The sequence below is a fragment of the Spirilliplanes yamanashiensis genome (assembly GCF_016863475.1).
GTDB classification, from domain to species: Bacteria; Actinomycetota; Actinomycetes; order Mycobacteriales; family Micromonosporaceae; genus Spirilliplanes; species Spirilliplanes yamanashiensis.
On record NZ_BOOY01000009.1, the window covers coordinates 49,196 to 70,405 of the forward strand.

A 21,210-nucleotide genomic window follows, 5' to 3' on the forward strand; every position below is an offset into this window, starting at 1 on the left:
ACAGCATCGTGACGCCCGTCGATGCCCGTCAATGAGTTTCTAAGAATTTTTTAACATCTGGGATGCCGGGGAGCGTAATTGTTACCGCCGCTGCGGCAATTCGCCCGCTTCCCGGCGCGCGGGCCCGGCCGGATGATCGACTGGACGGTGATGCTGCCGCTCCACGTCACCCGCTCCGGCGAGCCCGAGCTCCGCTTCGCGGACACCGGCCGCCTCGTCGTCGGCCGCGACCCCGGCTGCGCGGTCGTCGTCGACGACCCGCTCGTCTCCCGCGAGCACTGCCTGCTGGAACGCCGCCCCGACGGCTGGCTGGTCACCGACACCAGCCGCAACGGCACGTTCGCCGGGGACGCCCCCGTGGGCACCCGGCTGCTCGGCCCCGGCGAGACCCTGGTGCTGCGCCTCGGCGGCCCCGGCTCCGGCCCGGCCGTGACCCTGCGCGTCGACCCGGCCCCCAACCGGCACGCCCTGCCCACGGTCTCCGGCCCGAACCCGCTCGCCGCCGCCGGCCCGGACGACGTCGTCGCCCTGCACCCCCTCGACCGCGGTCCCGTCCCGATCGGCCGGGTGCCCGACAACCGCGTCGTCGTGGACGACCTGCTGGTCTCCCGCTACCACGCCGTCGTCACGCTCACCGGGCCCGGCCGCGCCGAGGTCACCGACCTGGGCGCCCGCAACGGCACCTTCGTCAACGGCCACCCGGTCGACCGCTCCACGCTGCGCCCCGGCGACCGGCTCACCGTCGGCCGCCGCACCTTCTCCTACGACGGCCGCACCGGCCTGCGCGAACATGGCCGCGCCCGGCACGCCGCGCTCACCGCCGACCACCTGACCGTCCGCTACGGCGACACCCCCGTGCTGGCCGACGTGTCGTTCTCCGTCGACCCCGGCACGTTCCTGGCCATCATCGGCCCCAGCGGCGCCGGCAAGTCCACCCTGCTGCGCGCGCTCACCGGCGCCCGCGCCGCCGACCAGGGCCGGGTGCTGGTCGACGGCATCGACTTCTACCCGGCCTACGACGAGGTCCGGCACCGCATCGGGCTGGTGCCCCAGGACGACGTCCTGCACGACCAGCTCAAGGTCGGCCAGGCCCTGCGGTACGCGGCCGCGCTGCGCCTGCCCGACGACGTGCCGGCCGCCGCCCGCGACGAACGCGTCACCTCCGTGCTCGCCCAGCTCGACCTGACCGCCCGCCGCGACCTGCAGATCGCCCGGCTGTCCGGCGGCCAGCGCAAACGCGCCTCGGTGGCGATGGAGCTGCTCACCGAGCCGTCCCTGCTGTACCTCGACGAACCCACCTCCGGCCTGGACCCGCTGCTCGACCGCGAGGTCATGCGCGGCCTGCGCCACCTCGCCGACCGCGGCCGCACCGTCGTCGTGGTCACCCACAGCACCCTGCAACTGCACATGTGCGACAAGGTCCTCGTGCTGGCCCGCGGCGGCCGCGTCGCCTACTTCGGCCCCCCGGACCGGCTGCTCGCCCACTTCGGCGCCGCCGACTACGCCGACGCGTTCACCGCCCTCAGCGACGAGGCCACCTCGTGGGCCACCCGGTACGCGACCGGCACCCAGCCCGCGGTGACCCCGCCCCCGCGTACCACCGCACCCCTGCCGCCGAGGCAGAGCCGGCGGCGGCAGTTCGGCCTGCTCATGCACCGCCAGGCCGCCCTCGCCCTGGCCGACCGCCGCCAGCTCGGCCTGCTCCTCGGCCTGCCGTTCTTCCTGGCCGCCGTCGTCCAGACCGCCCCGTCGTCGGCGGGCCTCGCACTGCGGCCCGGCGCCCCGCCCCAGCTCGGCGCCGCCACCCTGCTCGTCATCCTGGTCATCGGCGCCGCCTTCATGGGCATGGCCACCAGCGTCCGCGAACTCGTCGCCGAACGCCCCGTCTACCTGCGCGAATGGTCCGTCGGCCTGCGACCCGGCGTGTACCTGCTGTCGAAGATCGCCACCGCGGCCGCACTGTGCGTCGTGCAGTCGGCGCTGCTGGCGGCCCTCGGCCTGCTCGGCCGCGACCTGCCCCGGCACGGCCTCATCCTGCGCTCCGCGTGGCTGGAACTGGCCCTCGTGCTGACCCTCACCGCCCTGACGGCGGCGATGGCGGGGCTGCTGGCGAGCGCGCTCGTCTCCCGCACCGAACACACCATGCCGATCCTGGTCGTGTCCGTCATGGCGCAGCTCGTGCTCAGCGGCGGCCTGTTCAGCATCGGCGACCGCCCGTGGCTCCAGGCGATCGCGGTGGTGAGCCCGACCCGGTGGGGGTTCGCCGCGGCGGCGTCGTCGGTGGACCTGCGCGCCTTCCGGCTGCTGCTGCCCGCGGACGCGCTGTGGGTGCACACGCGCGGCGCCTTCGCGGTGGCCGTCGCGGTGCTGTCCGGGCTGGCGGTGCTGTTCGGGGTGGCGGCGCTGGTCGCGCTGCGGCGCCGGGAGGAACGGCCCCGCCGCGTGCGTTAGCCCCGCGCCGTGTGGCGCAGGATCTCCGGCACGACCACGTCCCACAGCGCCGGCGGCGGATGCTCGTGCCCCAGCCCCTCCAGCGGCACCAGCCGCGCCCCGGCGATCCGCTCGGCCAGCGCCCGCCCGTGCGCCAGCGAGAACAGCGGATCCTCCGTGCCGTGCAGGACCAGCGTCGGCGCGGTCACGGCGTCGAGGCCGGCCTTGGGCTCCGGCCCTGCCTCCGCCACCCAGTGGTTGACCTGGCTGGCCGCCATGTCCCGGGTACGGCCGACCACCCGCTCGGCGAGCCGCCGCAACCCGTCCTCGCCGATCGTCACCGACCCGGCCGCCGAGCGGACGTCCCTCATCAGCCCCTCGACGGCGGCTTCGGGGTCCGTCCAGTCCGGCGCGGGCGGCGGCTCCTGGCGCTGGCCCTGCTCCTGCTCCTCCTCGACGTCGCCCGGGCTGGTCGACATCAGCGTCAGCGTCGCCACCCGGTCGCCGTGCTCGATCGCGATCCGCTGCGCGATCCCGCCACCCATGGACAACCCGACGACGTGGGCCCGGTGGACCCCGAGCGCATCCAGCAGGGCGAGCGGGTCGGCCGCCAGGTCGGCGCCGGTGTACCCCGGTTCGCCCGCCGGGTAGGAGGTGGAGCGGCCGGTGTCGCGGTGGTCGTAGCGGATCACCCGGCGGCCGCCGTGGGCGAGGCGGCGGCAGAACTCGTCGGCCCACCAGTCCAGGGAACTGGCGCCGCCGGCGATCAGGAGGACGGCGGGGTCGGCGGGGTCACCAAAGCTCTCCACGCACAGCTCGACGCCGTTCACCTGCACCATCGTCTCGCCGCTCATCGCCATTCCCCTCGTCCGCCCTCGTCGACCATATGAGGAGGCGGATCCGCCACGCCGGCGCGGCTCAGAATCGGACGTCCACGTCGCCACGTTCCTCGGCGGTGGCCTCGAAGTAGGACTCCGGGCGGTGGCCGCCGAGTCGCGCGATCAGGTTGGTGGGCACCGACTGGACGGCGGCGTTGTACGCCTGCACGGCCGTGTTGAAGAACTGCCGCGCGTACGCGATCTTGTCCTCGGTACGCGCCAGCTCGGTCTGCAGCGCCGCGAAGTTCTCGTTCGCCCGCAGCTGCGGGTACGCCTCCGCCACCGCCAGCAGCCGGCCGAGCGCGGAACTGAGCGCCGCCTCCGCGCTCGCCTGGGTGGTGGCGCCGGTGCCGGCGGACTCGGCGGCCGCCCGCGCGGCCGTCACCACCGCGAACGTCTCGCGCTCGTGCCCGGCGTACGCCTTCACGGTCTCCACCACGTTGGGAACGAGGGAGTGACGCCGCTTGAGCTGCACGTCGATCTGCGCCCACGACGACCGCACCTGCGTCCTCAGCCGCACCAGGCGGTTGTACGCCACCACCGCCCATCCGAGCACAACGACGACCAGGAAGGCCGCCGCGATGGCGGTGATCGCTGCCGTACCCACGGTCATTGCTCCTCCGACGACGGGATGGCTCCGCGTGTCCCGCGGCGCCGTGCCGTCGAGGCTAGGCAGCCGCCGGACGCGCACCCCAGCCTGAAAGTGCAGATCCACAGGGCACGGACCGGAGGCTCCTGCACGGCAGCATGTCGGTGCACGCTGCCGGGGGGAGGGATGTCGTGAGCTGGCTGCCGCATGTGGCGTGGCTCGTGGGTTACGTCATGGTGGTCGTCGTCGTGGGCCTGGCCGTCCGCCTGACGGCGCGGCTCACCCGCCCCGTCGTACCACCCGGAACGCCGACGCCCGACCTCATCGACACTCCCCCGGCCGTCGTCAATCTCCTCATGAACGGGCTGGCCGACGCACCTGACGCCGCCCCGGCGACGCTGCTCGACCTGGCCGCGCGGGGCCGCGTCGAGCTGTTCCCGGCCGGCGAGGAGACCCGCGTGCTGGTCCGCAACCGCCACCCCGGCGGCCTTACCGCGTATGAGCGTCGGGTGCTCGAACGGGTCACTCCACCGGGGAAGGCAGAGCCGCTGACCCTGGAAGAGGTCAGCCGGCGGCACGCCGCGGACGGCCACGAGTGGCAGCTGCGCCTGGTCGCCGAGGTGCGCCAGGACGCACAGGAACGCGGCCTGATCAGCACGGGCAAGGACAACCCCGCGACCTGGGTGTTCATCGTCGGCCTGTTGGTGCTGCTGCTGCCCACCTGCGGGGCGAGCGGGTCGCTGCTGATGCTGCTCGGCGGGGAGCGGGTGCACCCCCTGGCCGGGCTGGTGACCATGGCCGTCCTGGTCCTCGCCCTGTTCGCGGTGAGCCTGGTGCCCCTGATGCGGCTGGGCGGCTCGGCGCGCCGGGAACGGTTCACCCCCGAGGGCCGGCGGGTCGCCGGGCACTGGGCCGGCGTGGCCGCGTGGTTGCGCGGGCACGAGGCGTTCGCCGACCTGCCGCCCGCCGCCGTGGGGCTCTGGGACAGGTACCTGGCGCACGGCGTCGCCGTCTCGGCGGCGCCGCGCGCGGCAGCCACCGTCGACCTGCGGACCGGCCGGGTGGGCCTGGTGCGCTCGACGTTCGGCGGCCGGGAACGCCTGGTCCGCGTCGACTATCCGAAGTCGACACCGTTGCGGATCACCGGCATGCGGTCCGCCCTCCGGCTCGCCACCGCCGCCGCCGGCCTGGCCGTGCTCGCGGGCGTCGTCGCGCTGCAGCGCGGACGTGCGGACGTCCTGCCGCGGCCGGTGCAGCTGTCGCTGGCGGCCGTGGGCGCGCTGCTCGCGCTGTGGTTCGCGTACCGGGTCGTCCGGTCGCTGGCCGACCTGGTGCTCCGGCGCACCGTCACGGGCCGGGTGGTGCGGCTGGTGCCGTGCAGCCAGTACCAGGACCCCCACGACCTGCTCGGGAGCGGGAAGGACACCCCGCCGGAGGTGCCGACGGAGCTGCGCGACGCCGAGGTGACCCGGGCCGGGGAGGGCTACGCGGTCACGTACGCCTACTTCGCGGTGCTGGACGACGGCGTGTCCGACCCCATCGGCGCCTGGTGGGTCTCCCCCCGGCAGGCCGCCGAGCTCCGCCGCACGCCCGACGTCGTCGCGCGCGTCGAGCCGTGGAGCCGGTGCCTGGTGGGCTGTCGCCCGCACGAGGCGTCGTCGCTCCTGCGGGTCTGAGCCGGCCGGCAGCGCCATGGACCTGACGGAACGCGTCGTCTCCCTGGCCGGCTACGTGCTGGTGATCGCCGGCATCGGGCTGGCCGTCCGGGTGGTGGCCCGGGGGACCCGGCCGGCCGTGCCGCGCGCCCGGCCGACGCCGGAGCTGGTCGACACCCCACCGGCGATCGTCAGCCTGCTGGTCAACCGGCTGGCCGATGCCCCGGACGCGGCGGCCGCGACGCTGCTCGACCTGGCAGCCCGCGGCTACCTGGAGCTGCACGAGACCAGCGCAGACACGGTGGTGCTGGTGCGCCGCGACGATCCGGCCGGGCTCGCCGCCTACGAACGCCGGGTGCTGCGCCGGGTGACGCCACCGCCCGGTCGGGCGCCGTTCACCCTGCGGGAGCTGGGCGAGCGGCACGGCGAGGACGGCCACGAGTGGCACCTGCGGCTCGTCGCGGAGGTGCGGGCGGACGCGCGGCGGCGCGGGCTGCTCGCCACCGGCCGCGAGGGCCCGGCCGGCGGGATCTTCACCTTCGGGATCTTCGCCCTCTTCTGGCTCAACTGCTGGGCCTCGTCGCTGATCCTGGGGTTCTTCGACGTCCGCCGGCTGCCCGTGTGGGCGGTCGTCACGCTGCTGGCGACCGTCTCGTTCGGGCTGCTCGCGTTCTGGGTCGTGTGGTTCCCCCGCATCGTGGGCGACGTCCGGCGCGAGCGGTTCACACCCGACGGCCGGCGGCTGGCGGGTCACTGGGCCGGGGTGGCGGCATGGTTGCGCGGGCACGAGGCGTTCGCCGGGCTGCGGCCCGCCTCGGTCACGGTGTGGGACCGCTACCTGCCGTACGGCGTGGCCCTCGGCGCCGCGACCGCGGCCGCCGCCGTCGTGGGCATGCGGGTCGGCCGCGTCGACGTCGTGCGGTCGACGTTCGGCGGCCGCGACGGGGTGGTCCGCGTCGTGTACCCGCGGTCCACCCGGATGCGGACGGCGGGCCTGCGGTCCGGCTGGCGGCTCGCGGTGGCCCTCGCCGGGCTGGCGGTCCTGGGTGGCGCCGTGGTGCTGCAGCGCGGCCACCCGCTTCCGGTGCCCGGCCGGCTGCTGGCGGCGGCCGCCGGCGCCTGGCTGGTGTACCGGGCGGTCCGCGCGACCGGTGACCTGGTGCGGCCCCGGCGCATCACCGGGCGGGTGATCCACCTGGTGCCGTCGGGCCGGTACGACGACCCTGGCAGCATCCACGGCATACCGGCGCCGGACGACGGGGCACCGGCCGCGTCGCACCGCGGCGCCGACGGCGTGGGCCGGGTGCATGCCTACGTCGCCGTGCTGGACGACGGCCGGTCCGACCCGATCGGCGCCTGGTGGGTGAGCCTCGCGGACGCGGAGGTGCTGCGCTCCCACCCGGACGTGGTCGCGGTCGTCCAGCCGTGGAGCCGCTGCCTCGTCGACAGCCGGCCGCACGCCGCCGCGGGTGGGCAGCACAACAGTCGCGGGCCCCGGCGCCCGGGGCATGGCATCGTGGGCGCCCACGACGGTCGATGAGAGGTGGAGTCATGGCGCGGCTACGATCGGCGATCGCCGCGCTGCTCGCCGCCGCCCTCCTCACCGCCTGCGAGAGCCCCGGGCAGGACGCCCCGGTCGGCGCCTCGGACCTGCTGAGCAGACCGCGGACGGTCGGCGCGTGGCCCGGTGCGAACGGCCTGTCCGGTGTGAACGGTGACCCCGTGCTCGACCGGGCCCACACCGAGCGCTTCTGCGCCGCCCGCGGTCGCCCGTGCCGCGTCGCGCACACCTACACCGACCGGGCGAGCTGGGAGTCGATGACGCGGGGGTCGGACTGGGTGTTCGAGTTCTACGCCGGGTTCGACGGGGCGCTGGTGATCTCGCAGGGGCTGACGCCCGAGGACGGCACCCAGGACGATCTCGCCGCCTGCGCGCGGGGGGCGCACGACCAGCTGTGGCGGGACTTCGGCGCGGTGATGACGCGGCACGGGCGCGGGGACTCGGTCGTGCGGCTCGGGTGGGAGTTCAACGGGGACTTCATGCCGTGGCACGCCGCCGATCCGGGGACGTGGATCACCTGTTACCGGCGGGCGGCGGACGGGATCCGCGCGACGAACCCGGACGTGCTGCTGGACTGGACGATCAACGCGCACGGGACGCCGCCGGGGATCTGCGGCGGGGTCAGCACCACCTGTTACCCGGGCGACGAGTACGTCGACATCGTCGGCATCGACAACTACGACCACTGGCCGGCGTCGGGCAGTGCGGCGGAGTTCGCGGCGACGGCGGCGGCGCCGGAGGGGCTGGACTGGTTGTACGCGTTCGCGCGCGAGCGCGGGAAGCTGTTCTCCGTCGGCGAGTGGGGGGTGGTGCCGACGGGGGACGCGGGGCGGGAGAACCCGGAGTTCGTGCGGTGGATGCACGCGTGGTTCGCGGCGCACGCGGACGGGCTGGCGTACGAGGCGTACTTCTCGGACTGTTCGGCCGGTGGGGTGCAGTCGAGCCTGTTCCGGACGGGGCCGGAGTGCCGGGCGAACCCGGGGTCGGCGGCGGTCTACAGAGAACTGTTCGGCGGGGCGGTGTGACGATCTCCTCGTATCGAGCATCAACGACTTAGGATAGCCTTCCCTCATGTCTTACGAGCCGCTCACCGTGCCGGGCGACGCCCGATCGGTGATCGAGCGGTTCCGCGCCGTGGCGCGGGCGCTGCCGGACACGCCGGCCCTAGTGTCGCCGGAGGGGTCGTACACCTTCGGCCAGGCCGATGCCCTGTCGGAGCGTATCGGCGCGATGTTGCGGCGTGATGACGTCACCGCATCCGTCGCGGTGCTGCTGCCGCAGACCGCCGACGGGCTGCTGGGCATGCTGGGGGCGCTGAAGTCGGGGCGGCCGGTGGTGCTGCTCGACCCGACGCTGCCCGCCGAGCGGCTGCGCCAGATCGTCGCCCAGGCAGGGGCCCGCGAGTGCCTCACCGACACCGCGCACGACCTTCCGATCAGGACGATCCTGCTCGCGGACGCGCTGCAGGGCACCGGCCCGGCCGGCGACGGCGGCACCGGCACCGCGTTCGTCTGCTTCACCTCCGGGTCCACCGGGCGGCCCAAGGGCGTCGTGCTCACCCACGGCATGCTGCTGAACGAGGCGTACGGCGGGCGCGAGCGGCTCGACCTGGGGCCCGGCGACACCGTCGCGCTGGTGCTGCCGGCCGCGTTCATGGCCGGGCTCACCGTCGTGGTGTTCGCGCTGCTCAACGGGGCGACGCTGTACGCGTACGACCCGCGGGTGCGTGGCATCCGGGACCTGGCGCCCGCGCTGCGCGACGCCGGCGTCACCACGCTGCACTGCACGCCGTCGCTGCTGCGCTCGCTGCTGGCCGTTCTGCCGCCGGGGCACGTGCTCGACGGGTTGCGGCTGGTCACCACGTGCGGCGAGGCGATTCACGGGCGCGACGTCGCCGCGCTGCGCGCGCACCTGCCCGCGGACTGCACGTACACCAGCTGGTCCGGCTCGTCGGAGATCGGGCACCTGGCGTTCTTCCCGATCCGGCCCGGGGACCCCGTACCCGAGGGGATCGTGCCCGTGGGTTTCCCCGCGCCCGGCAAGGACGTGACGCTGGTCGGCGAGGACGGCCGGCCCGTGCCGCCGGGCGGGACCGGCGAGGTCGTGGTGACGTCCGACCACCTGTCGGGCGGGTACTGGAACGCGCCCGAGGAGACCGCGGCGCGCTTCGACGGGCCGACGGTCTACCGCATGGGCGACCTGGGGCGCTTCGACGAGCGCGGCGTGCTGCACCTGCTCGGCCGGCGCGACTCCGCCGTCAAGATCCGCGGCTACCTCGTGGAGCCCGCCGAGGTGGAGGCCGCGCTGCTGGCCGTGCCCGCCATCGCCGAGGCCGTCGTGGTGGCCGTGCGGGACGGCGCCGAGCCGGTGCGGCTGGCCGCGTACGTGGCGCCGCACCCCACCGCCGGCACACCCGCGCCCGCCACGCTGCGCCGGTTCCTGCGCGAGCGGCTGCCGTCCTGGATGGTGCCCGCCGCGATCGTCGTGCTGCCGTCGCTGCCGCGCAACGAGCGCGGCAAGGTCGACCGGGTCGCGCTGCCGCCGCCGCCCGCCGCCGACCCGGGGGTGCCGCCGCGGTCGCACTGGGAGGTCATCGTCGCCGACCTGTGGGCGCACGTGCTCGACCTGGAGAGCGTCGGCGTGCACGACGATTTCATGGCGCTCGGCGGCGACTCGCTCGCCGCGGAGGAGCTGCTGGCGGCCGTCGAGGAGCGGCTCGGGCTGCGGCTCACCTCCACCGACCTGATCGAGGCGCCGACCGTGGCGGAGTTCGCCACACTCGTCGCGGCCCGGCCCACCACGCGGCACCCCACGCTGGTCACGCTGCGCGCCGACGGCGACGAGGCGCCGCTGTTCTGCTTCGCCGGGGCCGGCGGGCTCGGGTTCAGCTTCCTGCCGCTGGCCCGGCGGCTGCCCGCCGGGCGGCCGGTGCACGCGTTGCAGGCGTACGGGCTGGAGAACCGCGGCCTGCCCGACTGGAGCGTGCGGCGGGCCGCCCGCCGGCACCTCGCCACCATCCGCGAGCTGCAGCCGCACGGGCCGTACCACCTGGCCGGGCACTCCCTCGGCGGGCTCATCGCCCTGGAGGTGGCGCGGCAGCTCACCGCCGCCGGCGAGCAGGTCGCGCTCGTCGCCGTGCTCGACACGTACCTGCCCAAGGCCGCCAAGGACTCGACGTTCGCCGGCCCGGCCGCCCAGCCGCAGGCCGGGCTGCTGGCGCGGCTGCGCGGCGACTCGCGCGAGCTGTGGTCGTACCGGCTGCGGTTGCCGCTCGCGGGCATCGTGCCGTTCGACGGCATCACCCAGTACGGGGTGTTCTTCGAGCAGGGCCACCTGCTCACCCGGCTGCACGGCCGGGTGCGGCCCTGGCCCGGCCGTGCCCTGCTGTTCCTCGCCGAGGACCACCCCGGCGACCCCGCGGCCTGGCACGACGTGCTCACCGGCGAGCTGGACGTGCACCGGGTCGCCTGCGACCACCCGTCGGTGCTGCGCGAACCGCACGTCGAGGCGGTCGCCGCCGCCATCGCGAAGGCGCTGTGATGCGGCGGCGCGGCACCTCCCGCGGCGGCCCCGCCGTCGTCCGGCACCGCGACGCCCGGCCGCTGGGCCGCGTCGAGCAGCTCGTGCTGCGCGGCGACGGCCTCACCACCACTTCCCTGGAGATCCTCACCGGCCGGGCCATCACCGTGCGGGTGCGCGCGCACTGGCGCATCCCGCTGCACGCCGACGTCATGCACCCCGGCGACGAGCTCTACACCGGACTCGACGCGCCCGACCTGTCCTGGCTGGCCGCGGTCGGCGCGGGGCGGCTCGCCGCCGCCGACGGCGACGAGCTGCTGGTCCGCGACGTGCTGCTGACCGGCGACGACGGCGTCGACTACGGCGCCGCCAGCGTCGTCGCCGTCCTCGACCGGCTGCCCGCCGCCGTCGCCCGCGACCTCGCCACCACGGACGAGCCGATCGGGCGCATGCTGGCCCGCGCCCGGGTCCCGGTCCGCCGCGAGCTGCGGCACTGGGGGGTACGCCGGCTCGGCGTGCGCGGCACCACGCTCGGCGCCGGCGAGGACGCCGCCGTGCCCGCCCGCACGTACCTCATGCGCCTGGTCGACGACGGCCGCCCGCTGTGCCTGATCACCGAGTGGTTCGCGCCGCGCGTCTTCGAGGAGCGGGCGTGAGGACGCAGGTCTGCATCATCGGCGCCGGCCCGGCCGGGCTGACCCTCGCGCACCTGCTGCACCGGCAGGGCATCGAGTGCGTGGTGCTGGAGCGGCGCAGCCGCGCCCACGTCGAGTCGCGGGTCCGCGCGGGCGTGCTGGAGCAGCCCACCGTCGACCTGTTCACCGAGATCGGCGTCGCCGGCCGCCTGCACCGCGAGGGCATGACCCACCACGGCGTCAACCTGCGCTTCGGCGGCGAGACCCACCGCATCGACTTCGACGCGCTCACCGGCGGCAAGGCCATCACCGTGTACGGCCAGCAGGAGGTCGTCAAGGACCTGCTGGCCGCGCTGGCCCCGCCCGTGCTGTTCGAGGTGTCGGACGTGCGCGTCGCCGACCGCCGGGTCACGGTCGTGCACGACGGCGCCGAGACGGTCGTCGACTGCGACGTCGTCGCCGGGTGCGACGGCTTCCACGGCGTCAGCCGCGCCTCGATTCCGGCCGGCGCGCTCACCGCCTACGAGCGCACCCACCCGTCCGCGTGGCTGGGCATCCTGGCCCGCACCAAGCCCGCCGCCGAGGAGCTGATCTACGCCCGGCACGACGACGGCTTCGCCCTGCACAGCATGCGCGGGCCCGCCCTCACCCGGCAGTACCTGCAGGTCCCCGCCGGCACCGACCTCGCCGACTGGCCCGACGAGCGGATCTGGGCCGCGCTGCGCCGCCGCCTCGACGACCCCGCCCTGGAGGACGGCGAGATCGTCGACCGGGGCGTCACCGACCTGCGCAGCCACGTCGTCGAGCCGATGCGGCACGGCAACCTGTTCCTCGTCGGCGACGCCGCCCACATCGTCCCCGCCACCGGCGCCAAGGGCCTCAACCTGGCCGTCGCCGACGCGGTCGCGCTGTCGTACGCGCTCGGCGCCTACTACGCCGGGGTGCCCGCGGAGCTGGACCGCTACTCCGCGCGCTGCCTCGACCGGGTCTGGCGGGTGCAGCACTTCTCCTGGTGGATGACGTCGCTGCTGCACACCCCCGACCGCGCCGACCCGTTCGCCGCGCGGCTCCAGCACGCCGAGCTGGCGCAGGTCGTCTCCTCGCCGGCCGCGGCGCGCGTCCTGGCCGAGAACTACGTCGGGCTGCCGCACCCCGTGGGCTGGTCGTGGCGCTGAGGATCGCGGTCGTCATGCCCACGTACCACCGCGCCGACCTGCTGCGCCGGGTCGTGCCCGCGTACCTGGCGCAGGACCCGGACGAGCTGGTCGTGGTGCTCGACGGCCCCCAGCCCGGCCCGCGCGCCTACCTCGGCACGGTCGCCGACCCGCGGCTGCGGGTCCTGGAACTGGCCGACAACGTCGGTCCCGCCCGCGCCCGTGAGCAGGGCGCCCGCCTCGCCACCGCCGAGATCGTCTTCATCACCGACGACGACATCGTGCCCGGCGACGGCCTCGTCGCCCGGCACCGCGACTTCCACACCGGCCGCACCGGCGCCGTCCTCGCCGGCTACGTGCCCATCGCCGGCCTGCCCCGCCAGCGCCCCGGCCAGGTCTCCAGCCGCATCTTCGCCGCCGACTACGAACGCGCCATGCGCCGCTGGGACCGCGACCCCGGCACCGTGCTCGACGGCCTGTGGGGCGGCAACGTCAGCATGGAACGCAGCCTGTACCTGGCCGCCGAGGACCTGCGCGCCCCCGACCGGCTGCGCTACTTCGAGGACATGGACCTCGGCCTGCGCCTGCGCTCCCTCGGCGCCACCGGCCACTTCGACCGCGCCGCCACCGGCCTGCACCTGCACGAGAAGTCCAACGCGTCGTTCCTGCGCGAGGCCCGCGCCCGCGGCGCCGCGGTGCGCGCCATGGAGGCCCGCTGGCACTTCAGCCCGCCCACCGTCCACGCCGACGACGAACCCCCGGTGATCGCCCGCCTGCGCCGCCTCGTCGCGGCCGGCCTGCGCCTCCGCGTCGTCGTGCCGCTCGCGGTGCTGCTGCTGCGCGGGCTGCTCGCCGCCGCGGGGCGACTGCGGCTGTGGGGCGCCGAGGACCTGACCGCCCGCCTGCTGCGCGGCATCCTGGAGACCACCGCGTACGTGCGCGCGGGCCGCTGACCCTCAGCGGCCCGCGCCCCGGAACACCTCGGCGACCGTGCGCAGGACGACCTTGACGTCCAGCCACAGTGACCAGTTCTCGATGTAGTAGTTGTCGAACCGGGCCCGGTCCGAGATCGGGGTGTCCCCGCGCAACCCGCTGACCTGCGCCAGCCCGGTCAGCCCGACCGGCACCCGGTGCCGCATCGCGTACTCGGGGTGGTCGGCGGAGAACCGCTCCACGAAGAACGGGCGCTCCGGGCGCGGCCCGACGAACGTCATGTCGCCGCGCAGGATGTTCCACAGCTGGGGCAGCTCGTCCAGCGACGTGCGGCGCAGGAACCGGCCGATCGGCCCCACCCGCGGGTCGTCGGCCACCGACCACCGGGTCTGCGACTCCGCGTCGTCCGCCGGGCGCATGGACCGGAACTTGATCACGTCGAACGGCCGGCCGTACTGGCCGATGCGCTGCTGGCGGAAGAAGATGCCGGGGCCGCCCTCGACGCGGACGAGCAGGGCGCACACCAGCAGCACCGGGCTCAGCAGCAGCAGCGCCAGCACCGCCACCACCACGTCCGTCGTGCGCTTGACCAGCCACTTCCAGCCGCTCAGGGTGGACCGGCGGGCCCGCACCACCGGGATCGCGCCGATGTGGTCCGGGGCGCTCTGCACCGGGAAGTCCCGCAGCCGCGGCACCACCCACAGGTCGCACCGGGCGCTCTGCGGGCGCCGGACCAGCTCGATCAGGTCGGCGTCCGGGGTGTCCACGTCCGCCACGATGATCACGTCAGTCTTGGTCAGCCGCACCATCTCGTCCAGGTCGGCCAGGTGACCGATGAGCGGCTGCTGCTCCGCGTCCGGGTGCGGGGTCGACGCGTCGTCGACGAACCCGGCGAAGCGCAGCCCGTACTGCGGGTACCGGCGCAGCAGCCGGGCCAGCTCCACGGCGACCGGCCCGCCGCCGATGACGATCGCGTTGTGCTCCACCCACCGCCGCCGCCGCGCCAGCAACACCACGTTGATGGTGACGGCGCGGCCCACGATCACCAGCAGCGCCGACAGCGCGATGTTGCGCATGAACGGCCCCACGTCGGCGAGCGACGAGTGCCGCTGCGCCGCGATGATGCCCACCACGGCCGCCGACGCGAACAGCCGCATGCACAGCCCCGGCAGCTCGTCGAGAATGCTCATGTGCCGCCGGCCCTGGTAGAGCCCGCCCGCGGCGAAGATGACGACGGTCAGCACCGCCGCGAAGATCATGCCCTTCCAGTTCTGCGTGCTGACCAGCAACGGCGCCAGCATGGCCACCAGGTCGACCGGCATGGTCAGCATCCACGCCCGCAGCGGCCGCCACCGGTTGCCCGTCGTGGACTCCAGATACGGCAGCACGACCGTGCTGGCCACCACCTGCCGGCCGTCGGCACTCCGGCGCGGGCCGGGTACGACCGCCGGCGGCGCCGACCCCTTCGCCTGCTGCATGGTCCTGCCCCCGTGGTCCAGTGGCGACACCCCGTCCGGTCGCAACCTCGCAGCATGGTAAGTCGGGCCGGGCCCACCCGTCTGTCCCGTCGCCCGATGCGTGACCGCCCTCGCCCAGCATTCGTCCCCATTGGACCGGGCTGAACCCAGCCGCTGGCTGCGGCTGCGGCCGGTACCGCCGATGTCACGCCCGCCGCACCGTCCACAAGGATCATCGGCCGGTGGTGGCCGTGCAGCGGTCCGCGGACCTGCCGTCGCCGTCAGCCCAGGGCGGTGCCGAAGTCACGCAGGCCGTCGCCCGGGACGCCTGTGCCGTCGAAGGGGACGCTCCCCGTCCCGGAGGGGCCCGCGCCGGTGCCCGGCAGGACGGCAACCGTGCCGCCCGGCACAGTCGCGATGTCCTCACCGGGAACGCCGACCACCAGGTGCGCCGGTCGGCCGCTGGCAGCGGGCAGCACGAGGAGCGCGGCACCGAACCGGTCGCCCTGTTCCGGGGTGCCGGGGACGTCCGCCGTGGCCTGATCGATCCGGACCGAGCCGGCGCCCGTCAGGCCGGTCCCGCGGATGCCCGGCAGCCAGGTCACCGAGCCCGCGGTGTCCCGTGCGGTGACCACCAGGTCCGGCACCCCGTCCGCGTTCAGGTCCCCGGCCTCCAGGATGTCCCCGAAGTAGGCGCCGGCGGCGATGGTGCCGGGCACCCCGGCGTCGGCGCGGTCCCACAGCTGGGCACCGGTCGCTGTCAGGCCGCCCGCGGCTCCCCGCAGCACGGTGACCGTTCCCGCGCTGCTGTCGGTGCCGATGCTCTCGGCGGCGTTGCCGATGGCCAGGTCGGCGCGGCCGTCGCCGTCGAAGTCGGCGGCCGCCAGGCTCCGGCCGAAGGCATCGGCGGGCTCGTTCCAGTCGGGAACGCCCGGCGAGTCCTGGTGCCACCACTGCGCGCCCGCCGACGTGAGGCCCGCCGACGAACCCTTCAGCACCGCGACCGCGCCGCCGGGCGCGTCCAGCACCGGACCCCGCTCCGCCACCGCCAGGTCGGCGCGTCCGTCGCCGGTGAAGTCGGCGGCCACCACCTCGATGCCGAACCCTCGGTGGTCCGCCTCCGGAGTGCTCGGGATGCCCGGGCTGTCGTGCACGAACCAGGCGTGCCGGTCCAGGCTCAGGCCCGAGGGGCCGCCGTAGACGACGGCGACGCCACCCCGGGAGCGCTCCTCCGGGCCCGGCCCGTCCGACCAGTACGCGCCGGCCGCCACGTCGGCGTAGCCGTCCCCGTCGAAGTCGCCGCTGGTGAGCGAGTTGCCCAGCTCCCTGCCGGAGTGGCCCGCCGCCACCAGCTCCGCGGCCGCGAACCAGCCGGCCGCTCCGTCGTGAGCCCCCGCGGCGAGCCGTACAGGACCTGCAGGCGGTCCTGCCGGACCGACACCACGAGGTCCGCGTAGCAGTCGCCGTCGAAGGAACCGGACGCGAGGTTCTGCCCGTACCAGCCCCAGGTGCCCGCCGGGGACGGGCGGCTGAGGCCCGGGTCGGTGAACATGTGGGCGCGCTGCCCGCCCCGGTCGAGACCGTCCCGCGAGCCGTAGAGGACCCGGACGGTATCGGTGGTGCCGCCCGCCGGCGAACGGCCCGACGCGGCCAGGTCCGGATACCCGTCCCCGTTGAAGTCATCGCGCAGCGGCACGCACATCGCCGCGGTGGCGGTGCCGGGGAGCACCGGCACGACGAGGGCTGCGAGCAGCAGCGCGGCAACTGCTACCACGCAGCCGAGCGGCGGTGAGCACGAACCGGGGCGGCCGCCTCGGTTGGACACCGGGAGATCCCGGGCGGAGGCTGGTACCGGTCGTCCTGACGACGCGGTGCGCCGCCGGCAGTGGTGGCGGAGAGGACACGAGATCATGGAGTACCGGCAGCTGGGGCGCACAGGCCTCCGCGTATCCACCTTCACCTTGGGCACCATGGGCTTCGGCGGCACGGGATGGGCGGGGCCGGTCGGCCAGATCGACGTGGACGGCGCCCGCGAGCAGATCGCCATCGCGCGAGACGCCGGCGTGAACCTCATCGACACGGCCGACGTCTATTCCGCCGGCCTGTCCGAGGAGATCCTCGGCGAGGCCCTCGGGTCCGCGCGGGACCAGGTGCTGATCGCCACCAAGGCGCGGATGCCGATGGGGGACGGCCCCAACGACGCAGGTCTGTCGCGCCACCACATCATGCGGGCCGCCGAGGCGAGCCTGCGCCGGCTGAAGACCGACTACATCGACCTGTACCAGGTGCACGAGTGGGACGGGCAGACTCCGCTGGAGGAGACGCTGACCGCCCTGGACGACCTGGTACGCAGCGGCAAGGTCCGCTACATCGGCGCCTCCAACTACGCCGCCTGGCACCTGATGAAGGCTCTCGCCATCTCCGACGCCCGGCACCTCGAGCGGTTCGCCAGCCAGCAGATCTACTACTCCCTGCAGAACCGCGACGCCGAGACGGAACTCGTCCCCGTCTCGATCGACCAGGGCCTCGGCATCCTGGTCTGGAGCCCGCTGGCCGGCGGCCTGCTGTCCGGCAAGTACCGCCGTGGCGTCGAGCCGCCAGCCGGCAGCCGGCACCTGTCGGAGTGGTCGGAGCCGCCGGTGAACGACGAGGACAAGCTCTACGACACCATCGAGGCCGCGGTGACGATCGGCCAGGCGCACGGGGTCTCGGCGGCCCGGGTGTCGCTGGCATACCTGCTGGCCAAGCCCGCCGTGACGTCGCTGATCGTGGGGGCCCGCACGCCTGAGCAGCTACGTGACAACCTGGCCGCCGCCGACCTGCGGCTGAGCCCGGACGAGATCACCACGCTGGACGAGGTCAGCGGCGAGCCGCTGCGCTACCCCTACTGGCACCAGGCCAAGACCAGCGCCGACCGGCTCGGGCCGGCCGATCTCAGCCTCATGCGCCGATTCGTCGGCGGATAGGCCGGGCAGATCGTCCGCCGAGGCGGCCGTCAGCCGGCCTCGTCCGCCACCCAGGCCGTCAGCCGCTCCCGGAAGACCTCGGCCGAGAACGTTTCCGCGTGCTTCGCGATGCGCTGCGGATCCAGCCCGGCCGCGGCGCGCACCGCCGCCGCGTGGTCGGCCGGGTCGCGGGAGTCGAGCAGGTAGCCGGTCTCGCCGTCCACCACGGTCTCCAGCAGGCCGCCACGGCGCAGGCCGACGACCGGGGTGCCGCAGGCCATGGCCTCGACGGGGATGATGCCGAAGTCCTCGTGCGCGGGGAACAGCAGCGCGGCGGCGCCGCGGTACCGCTCGCGCAGCCGCTCGCGCGGCGGGCGCACCTCGAACGTCACCGGGACGCGCACCCGCTCGGCGAGCCGGCGCAGGGCGGCCTCCTCGGGCCCCGACCCGGCGATGACGACGGGCAGGCCGGCGGCGTCGGCGATCTCGATGATCAGGTCGAAGTTCTTGTACGGGATCCACCGCCCGACGCCGAGCAGGTAGCCGCCGCCGCCCCGCTCGCCGTCGGCGGCCGCGAAGTAGTCCACGTCGACCGGCGGGTTGATAACCCGGGCGTCGCGGCCCCAGTAGCGCCGGATGCGGGCCCGCACCTCGCAGGAGTTCGCCGCGTACCCGTGCACGTGCCGGCTGAGCCGCACGTCGGCGGCCCGCAGTGCCCGGCGCGGACCGGCGAGCAGGCCGGTCGAGCCGCGGGCGTCGAACTCGGGGCTCCACAGGTAACGGGCCGGCGAGTGGACGTAGCTCAGGTACCGGGTGTCCGGCGACGACCCCAGCTTCACGGTGTGCGCGAACGCGTGGCTCGACGACAGCACCACGTCGTACGAGCGGCGGGTCAGGGTGCGCCACGCCAGCGGCATGACCGGCAGCGCCGCGGCCTTGCTGTGCCGCAGTGGCGTGCGGGCCAGCCACGACTCGCGGTACTGCAGGCCGCGGCGGGCGTCCCGGTCGCGCCACAGCACGTAGCCGTCGGCGCCGGGGAAGGCCTCGCTCATGGCGAGGAAGACGTTCTCGGAACCGCCCGTCGCGCCGAACCACTCGTGGACGAGCGCGACCGACCGGCCCGCCGCGGTGCCGGTCACCGTTACTTCTTCGGGGCGGGCAGCTCGGAGACCGCGTCGCGGCGGATCGCGTCGAAGAACTCCTTGGCCTTCGCCGTGTCGGGCAGCACGACGCTCTGGTCGCCGACGCGTCCCGTGCCCTTCGTCGGGCTGGTGTGGAACGTCAGGTCCTCGCCGCGCAGGTGGCGCAGGTCCGGGGCCATCGTGAAGATGTTCAGCGTCTCGTCGAGCGACACCGCGTCGGCCGTCGAGCGCAGGAACGAGTTCATCTTGGCGGGGCTGCCGAGGAAGCCGCCGGACGCCGCCTTGTCGATGATCGCCTTGATGACCTGCTGCTGGTGCCGGATGCGGCCGAAGTCGCCGTCCTTGAGCGCGTACCGCTCGCGGGCGTAGTCGAGCGCCGCGGCGCCGTCCATCGTCTGCCTGCCCTTGGCGAACGTGCGCTTGCCGTCCGGGTTGAGCGAGTGCGTGGAGGTGAAGCCCTCCTCCACGTCGATCTCGACGCCGCCGAGCGCGTCCACGATCTCCTTGAAGCCGGCGAAGTCGACCATCGCGACGTGGTCGATGCGCACCTTCGTGAACTCCTCGACGGTCTGCACCATCAGCGGCACCCCGCCCCAGGCGAACGCGGCGTTGATCTTCGCGTCCGTGCCGCCGCGGCCCTGCTTCGACCGCGGGACGTGCACCCACGTGTCGCGCGGGATGCTGACCAGCTGCGCGCTCGACCTGTTCTTGTCGAGGTGGACCAGGATGATCGTGTCCGTGCGCGAGCCGGCGCCGTTCTCCGGGTCGCGCGAGTCGCTGCCCAGCACCAGGAAGTTCAGCGCGCCCTTCGCGGCCGCCTCCTTCTGCGGGCGGGCGGCCTCCGGCACGTCCTCGAACGCGTCGACCCGCTCGATGTCGCCCTCGACCGACTTCAGGTAGAGCCCGCCGGCGAGCGTCACGCCGCCGAGCAGCACCACCAGCACCAGGCCGACGATGAGGAAGACCTTCTTCTTCGTGGGCCGCCGGTGACCCTTCGGGGAGTGGACCGGCCCGCCACCGGCGCCGTCGCCGACCTGGATGACCTCGGTCGCCGCCGGGTCAGCGGTACGGGCTCGAGACATGGCGACGATGGTAGCGGTCGATGGGAAGCCCGGTTGTCCCGTTCGCCGTCGCCGATGTCACAGCTCCACACCGGAGCGTCAGTCGCCCGCGGGGCCCCGGCCGCGGAGCTTCTGCAGCCACGCGGCCGCAGCCCAGCGCAGCCGCGCCGGGGTCGTCATGAGCAGCACGAACATGCTCACCGCCGGCCACCCCGGCCGGCCCGTGCGCACCGCGAGGGCCGCGATGCGCCAGGCGTCGGCGCGGGCGCCGCGGGCCGCGGCGATGGGGGCGCTGACCGTCATCAGGAAGTCGCCCAGCGCGCGCGGCGACAGGCCCGCCGAGCGTCCGAACGCGACGCTGTCCCACCAGCCCGTGCCCGGCGAACCGGCGGACGTGCCCGGGCGGTTGAGCTGGTAGCGCAGCAGCGGGCGCTCCACCACGGACACCGCCGCGTCCGGGCGGCGGTCGGCGCGCAGCAGCCACTCCCAGTCCTCGTGCAGGTCGATGGTGGCGTCGAAGGGCTCGGCCAGCAGCAGCTCGCGCGGGGCGAGAATCGCCGACGAGCCGCCCAGCGCGGTGCGCTGCCGCACCGACGTGCGCCGGAACAGCCGGTCGCCCAGGGTCGGCGCGCCCGCCGCCGGGGCGGGCACGAACACGACGCGGCCGTCGGCGTCCACGTCGACGCACTGCGTGATGACCACCGGGTACGCCACCGCGCGGCGCTCCGCCGACCACCGGGCGACCTGCTCGGCGAGCTTCTCGGGCAGCCACTCGTCGTCGTCGTCGAGGAACCCGACGAGCGGCCCGGCGGCGGCGCGCACCCCGAACGTGCGGGTGGCGGTGGGGCCGCCGCCGTCCGTGGCCACCAGCACCCGCACCGGCGCGCCCGGCCAGGCGTCGCCCCAGGGGCCGGGGTCGGCGCCGGCGGCGCCGTCGAAGACGACCAGGACCTCGTGCGGCGGGTGGGTCTGGGCGAGGGCACTGTCGACGGCCCGGCGCAGGGTCGGCCGCCCCACCGTGGGGATGACCACGCTGACCCGGGCGGGCTCGCCACCCGCGGCCCGCTGCGCGGGAATCCCACGGGCCGCGACCTCGGGCCCCGCAGCCACCGCGGGGGGCGAGGAAGGTGAGGAGGGCGAGGACGGTGAGGAGCGGAGGGCCGCAGGCCCGGAAGCCGCGGGCCGCGAAGCGGACGGCCCGGAAGCGGAAGGCCCGGAAGCGGAAGGCCCGGAAGCGGAAGGCCCGGAAGC

Annotated in this window: 16 protein-coding genes and 1 pseudogene; 10 read left to right on the top strand and 7 right to left on the bottom strand. The window is 74.9% G+C overall.

Annotated features, from left to right (window positions below):
- Positions 1–78 precede the first annotated feature (78 nt).
- On the top strand, positions 79–2,451 hold the full coding sequence (locus Sya03_RS08720; RefSeq protein ID WP_203937700.1) for an FHA domain-containing protein: 2,373 nt from the start codon (positions 79–81) through the stop codon (positions 2,449–2,451).
- Here the strand turns inward: Sya03_RS08720 and Sya03_RS08725 are convergent.
- Positions 2,448–3,284 (bottom strand): alpha/beta fold hydrolase, encoded by an 837-nt coding sequence (locus tag Sya03_RS08725; protein WP_203937701.1) that lies wholly within the window; start codon positions 3,282–3,284, stop codon positions 2,448–2,450. The genes Sya03_RS08720 and Sya03_RS08725 overlap by 4 nt on opposite strands.
- 64 nt (positions 3,285–3,348) lie before the next feature.
- Positions 3,349–3,921, bottom strand: coding sequence for a LemA family protein (locus Sya03_RS08730; protein ID WP_203937702.1), 573 nt, complete (start codon positions 3,919–3,921; stop codon positions 3,349–3,351).
- Positions 3,922–4,088: 167 nt separating this feature from the next.
- Here Sya03_RS08730 and Sya03_RS08735 point away from each other — a divergent pair, with 167 nt between their 5' ends.
- From Sya03_RS08735 to Sya03_RS08765, 7 genes are read left to right on the top strand one after another with little or no spacing between them, the layout of a single operon-like run.
- The gene (locus Sya03_RS08735; protein ID WP_203937703.1) at positions 4,089–5,573 is read left to right on the top strand and encodes a DUF2207 family protein; all 1,485 of its coding nucleotides are present in this window, start codon (positions 4,089–4,091) and stop codon (positions 5,571–5,573) included.
- 16 nt (positions 5,574–5,589) lie between these two features.
- Positions 5,590–7,092, top strand: coding sequence for a DUF2207 family protein (locus Sya03_RS08740; protein ID WP_203937704.1), 1,503 nt, complete (start codon positions 5,590–5,592; stop codon positions 7,090–7,092).
- A gap of 11 nt (positions 7,093–7,103) precedes the next feature.
- Complete coding sequence (locus tag Sya03_RS08745) at positions 7,104–8,138, top strand: glycoside hydrolase family 26 protein (RefSeq protein WP_203937705.1); 1,035 nt, start codon at positions 7,104–7,106, stop codon at positions 8,136–8,138.
- A gap of 46 nt (positions 8,139–8,184) precedes the next feature.
- Positions 8,185–10,653: an alpha/beta fold hydrolase gene (locus tag Sya03_RS08750; RefSeq protein WP_203937706.1), complete on the top strand. Its 2,469-nt coding sequence runs from the start codon at positions 8,185–8,187 to the stop codon at positions 10,651–10,653.
- Positions 10,653–11,288, top strand: a complete 636-nt coding sequence (locus Sya03_RS08755; protein ID WP_203937707.1) for a chorismate--pyruvate lyase family protein — start codon at positions 10,653–10,655, stop codon at positions 11,286–11,288. The genes Sya03_RS08750 and Sya03_RS08755 overlap by 1 nt, the downstream gene beginning before the upstream one ends.
- On the top strand, positions 11,285–12,442 hold the full coding sequence (locus tag Sya03_RS08760) for a 4-hydroxybenzoate 3-monooxygenase (protein WP_203937708.1): 1,158 nt from the start codon (positions 11,285–11,287) through the stop codon (positions 12,440–12,442). Before Sya03_RS08755 ends, Sya03_RS08760 begins: the two co-directional genes overlap by 4 nt.
- Positions 12,433–13,374 (top strand): glycosyltransferase family 2 protein, encoded by a 942-nt coding sequence (locus Sya03_RS08765; protein WP_275411437.1) that lies wholly within the window; start codon positions 12,433–12,435, stop codon positions 13,372–13,374. Before Sya03_RS08760 ends, Sya03_RS08765 begins: the two co-directional genes overlap by 10 nt.
- 3 nt (positions 13,375–13,377) lie before the next feature.
- Here Sya03_RS08765 and Sya03_RS08770 read toward each other — a convergent pair whose 3' ends face one another.
- Positions 13,378–14,685, bottom strand: coding sequence for a sugar transferase (locus Sya03_RS08770; RefSeq protein WP_203937716.1), 1,308 nt, complete (start codon positions 14,683–14,685; stop codon positions 13,378–13,380).
- A gap of 407 nt (positions 14,686–15,092) precedes the next feature.
- Positions 15,093–16,160 carry an FG-GAP-like repeat-containing protein gene (locus Sya03_RS08775; RefSeq protein WP_203937710.1) on the bottom strand — a complete coding sequence of 356 codons (1,068 nt, stop codon included), beginning with the start codon at positions 16,158–16,160 and terminating at the stop codon, positions 15,093–15,095.
- 621 nt (positions 16,161–16,781) lie between these two features.
- On the opposite strand from Sya03_RS08775, the gene Sya03_RS08780 reads away from it, so the two are divergent.
- Entirely contained in the window at positions 16,782–17,777 is a 996-nt protein-coding gene (locus Sya03_RS08780; protein WP_306889824.1) for an aldo/keto reductase, read from the top strand.
- A gap of 29 nt (positions 17,778–17,806) precedes the next feature.
- On the opposite strand, the gene Sya03_RS08785 is transcribed toward Sya03_RS08780, so the two are convergent.
- The 3 genes from Sya03_RS08785 to Sya03_RS08795 form a co-directional block, all read right to left on the bottom strand.
- Positions 17,807–18,895 carry a glycosyltransferase gene (locus Sya03_RS08785; RefSeq protein ID WP_239107240.1) on the bottom strand — a complete coding sequence of 363 codons (1,089 nt, stop codon included), beginning with the start codon at positions 18,893–18,895 and terminating at the stop codon, positions 17,807–17,809.
- 2 nt (positions 18,896–18,897) lie between these two features.
- Positions 18,898–19,980, bottom strand: coding sequence for an LCP family protein (locus Sya03_RS08790; protein ID WP_203937712.1), 1,083 nt, complete (start codon positions 19,978–19,980; stop codon positions 18,898–18,900).
- A 78-nt stretch (positions 19,981–20,058) separates the two neighbouring features.
- On the bottom strand, positions 20,059–20,976 hold the full coding sequence (locus Sya03_RS08795) for a glycosyltransferase family 2 protein (RefSeq protein ID WP_203937713.1): 918 nt from the start codon (positions 20,974–20,976) through the stop codon (positions 20,059–20,061).
- 7 nt (positions 20,977–20,983) lie between these two features.
- Between Sya03_RS08795 and Sya03_RS08800 the strand changes: the two are divergent.
- Positions 20,984–21,210 (top strand): annotated as a pseudogene (locus Sya03_RS08800) (hypothetical protein); the annotation flags it as partial.